This window comes from Phocaeicola sp. ICN-14070 (assembly GCF_037892625.1).
Taxonomy (GTDB): domain Bacteria; phylum Bacteroidota; class Bacteroidia; order Bacteroidales; family Bacteroidaceae; genus Phocaeicola; species Phocaeicola plebeius.
Genome location: NZ_JBBKBF010000130.1, coordinates 1 through 2,958 on the forward strand (window position 1 = coordinate 1; position 2,958 = coordinate 2,958).

Sequence of the window (2,958 nt, forward strand, 5' to 3'; positions counted from 1 at the left end):
GCATAACCAATGAGAAGATAAGAAAGGATATGGAGGTCCTTGCGGGAAAACTGGATGCCATGTTATGACCTCCATGCTGAAATTCTATATATAATAATGTATAAAAGTAACTATTATGGTGAAATTTGGCAATTTTGAAGTGGAATATAACCGCAATGCACCTGATAAGGTGAGCGTAAGGATAGAAACGGACGACAAGGGCGAGGTATGGCTGCCAAAATGCGACATCGCACGGGCGTATGGCGTGTTTGTACAGTCGGTAAACGCAGGACTGAAATCCCTTGCAAAAACCGGAGACTTTGATGAATACCGGGATGTGCGGGTGGAACATTTCACCTATAACGGGAAAGATTGCAGTGTGGACCTCTACAGTCTGGAAACCATCATTGCACTGGGATTCCGCATGAAGGGACTGAAATGCGAGGCATTCAGGAAATGGGCTGCAAGACGGCTGGCAGAATCTTTTGAAAAGAAGAAAAGTACGGTGATTATCTGCATGAGCGGCGAAAAGAGAAACAACTGGAACTGAAAACCGCAGGATATGGCGGATATACGTGTCGGGATAGTCTCCCCTGTCCGGGAGGCTGTCCCGACACGTGTTTTTCGGATAAGCTAAAAAAATATAAAAATGGAAGTGCGGCAATTCGTAAAATGACAGTAATGTGTAACTTATCCCTCCTTAAAAACAGATTGTAAAAATACAGAGACATCATGGTGGAAGAATTTGATTTGTTCGAAGAGGTGGAAGTGCAGTTCTGTGACGAGGAATGCACGGCATCGGTGTGGCATGGGGTGAGCTATTGCGAAAGCCTGTTCTGCCGGGAAAAACCGAAATCCGAACTGACGGTAATCGTCAGGGAGGAAGGCATGATGTATTTCCTTGCGGCAGATATGGATGAGTTTGCAGGACTATGCCGGAAACACGGATGGTACATCGTCTCGCATCAGCGGTTCAGCGAGGCGATGGTAATCGGCATGTGTCTGATGGAAGGCGGGAAACATGCGGGATGGTACTCGCTGGGCAGGTCGAAGGAAACGAATGCCATGATGAGGGATGTGCTGAACTTTACGTTTGAAAGGGAGAAGAAAATGGACTTCTACCCGTACGAAACGATGTTCAAGGGAGAAGTTCTTATAGACGGGTGCAGGTGTCACTACCTGCATGACTATTACCCAACGAAGATTGAAAAGACGAATGCACACCAAAAACGGGTAAGCAACCTGATATTCCGTTTTAAGGAAGGTGGACACTGCGGCGAGCTGGTCGCACGGATACTGGCACTGTGTCTGAAACATGCGGGATTCAACGGAACGAAGGAAGACACGGTACTGATACCTATACCCGCATCAACAAGGGAAAGACAGCGGAAACGCTTTCCGGTGGTATGCTACTACCTGTCGGAATGGCTGGGCATTACGGACGGTTTCAAGGCCATTTGGATAGAGGAAGACCGAGAGCAACTGAAAGGAAAGGGAAAGGATAAGGACATACTGCGGAACCTGCAATTCACACGGCGGTATATCAGAGGAAAGAATGTTGTCCTGCTGGATGATGTACTTACAACCGGGGAGAGCTTCAGGCAACTGCAACGAAAGATGAAACAACTGGGGGCATTGTCGGTTATCGGGGTGTTTCTGGGGAAGACGGTGTGAGTCAGTCGTATTTCATTTTCAAAAGTTGCCCTAATTCACTGTCTTTAAAGTTTGGGGTACTTTTTATTCGAGATACAATCTGTTGTGCTGCTTTAGATGAAACTGGATTTTTTTCAATCAGAGATTTCTGTAAATCCGACCGTTCAAAAAGACACTCTATAATGCGGTTGTCATTTATTGTCCAATCTTCGATGAACGTCGTTTTTTCATATTCTGGTAGATTATTAACCAAGTATCCATATTCAAAGTCACCACTAGTTGAAGGCAATAAATCTGCAAAAAATATAAAGTTTGGGCACTTGCCAAAAAAGGCACAATTAATCATTATATCTAAGTTGTCTGTAATAACTCCAAAATCACAACTTCTTTTTAAATAAAATAGTAAATCAGCATTATCGGAAAATTCTGAAATGATATTATCAAAAGTTGCAATATAAATATTGGAATATATCTCAGGAATATCCCCTCCATTCAAATATTGCTTCCATTCTTTTTCTGCATCTATAACCAAGTCATAAATCTGTTTGTTTTTAAAGGCACTTTGAAAATTATCAGGGTGAAGATGCATTAAATAATGGATGGAACGCCATAATAAGGATACTGAGAAATAAAATAATTCATTTCTCATCTTTATTGGCTGAATGATTGTTTTTTGTTTATTATGATAATAATCAAACACGTTTTCTTTAAACCATTTTTCTTGTTTTGAAAATAATAGTTCTGCCTTATTTCCCAAAAGAGGAATTTTAATACCGTCTTTATGCTCTAATTTAGGATTATAAGTAGAACGAAAATAGCAGCCTCCTTTTTTCTTTAAATCAGCATAAAAGAATTTTGGTATGATATGTGAGGCTTTTAAATCAGTTACTTCTCCTGTTAGTGCACAAAATTTATTCATGTCTATTGATTTATATATTTTTCAATGTATAGCTTATATAATACTGTTAGTAACAATATGTGCTGTAACTGGTTAAGTATATTTTGCTTCTAAAATACTTCTTTCTCTTGGAATTGTTATAGAAGCTTCAAAATTTATATTAGGATAAAATTTTATAGGAGAATATTTATCTTCTTCCCCCAATGAAATATTTTTAATGAAATTATATTTTGTAATAAGTTTATCATTTATATTGTTGGTATTATACTCCCATTCAGCCCCTAAATCACTTATTGTATCATAGAATAATAACTTTTCTTCTGTATTAGACATCTGACATCTTAAAATCTTTATATATTCATATTTCTCCATATAATGTAAAAACCGTTGCTTATTCACATATTTTACGCACTGAAATAGTGTTCTAA

Annotated in this window: 4 protein-coding genes; 2 read left to right on the forward strand and 2 right to left on the reverse strand. The window is 39.0% G+C overall.

Translation table 11 applies throughout. The features are described from left to right. Positions 1-115 precede the first annotated feature (115 nt). On the forward strand, positions 116-529 hold the full coding sequence (locus WKT20_RS17795; RefSeq protein WP_340417837.1) for a hypothetical protein: 414 nt from the start codon (positions 116-118) through the stop codon (positions 527-529). 182 nt (positions 530-711) lie between these two features. After that, positions 712-1,653 (forward strand): ComF family protein, encoded by a 942-nt coding sequence (locus tag WKT20_RS17800; protein WP_340417838.1) that lies wholly within the window; start codon positions 712-714, stop codon positions 1,651-1,653. A gap of 1 nt (position 1,654) precedes the next feature. On the opposite strand, the gene WKT20_RS17805 is transcribed toward WKT20_RS17800, so the two are convergent. Continuing rightward, entirely contained in the window at positions 1,655-2,551 is an 897-nt protein-coding gene (locus WKT20_RS17805; RefSeq protein ID WP_195641881.1) for a hypothetical protein, read from the reverse strand. 72 nt (positions 2,552-2,623) lie between these two features. Continuing rightward, positions 2,624-2,958 (reverse strand): putative phage abortive infection protein (locus tag WKT20_RS17810; RefSeq protein WP_340417839.1); only part of this gene is annotated, 335 nt, incomplete at its 5' end.